Source organism: Aeromonas sp. PrichA-15 (genome assembly GCF_017939245.1).
GTDB classification, from domain to species: Bacteria; Pseudomonadota; Gammaproteobacteria; order Enterobacterales; family Aeromonadaceae; genus Aeromonas; species Aeromonas caviae.
Genome location: NZ_JAGKRH010000278.1, coordinates 1 through 309, shown reverse-complemented (window position 1 = coordinate 309; position 309 = coordinate 1). Strand labels below are relative to the sequence as shown.

Genomic DNA, 309 nt, shown 5'->3' with positions numbered 1-309 from the left:
ACTAAGCGTACATGGTGGATGCCTTGGCAGTCAGAGGCGATGAAGGACGTACTAACCTGCGATAAGCCGTGAGCAGTCGGTAAGAGACATTACGACTCACGGATTTCCGAATGGGGAAACCCACTTAGCATAAGCTAGGTATCGCTGCGTGAATACATAGCGCAGCGAGGCGAACCGGGAGAACTGAAACATCTAAGTACCCCGAGGAAAAGAAATCAACCGAGATTCCCTCAGTAGCGGCGAGCGAACGGGGATTAGCCCTTAAGCATCTTGGAAGTTAGTGGAACGGTCCTGGAAAGGCCGGCGATA

The 309-nt window shown here is 52.1% G+C and carries 1 rRNA gene; it reads left to right on the top strand.

Features of this window, described 5'->3' with window-relative positions:
• A 23S ribosomal RNA gene (locus J9889_RS20990) occupies nt 1-309 on the top strand; the annotation flags it as partial.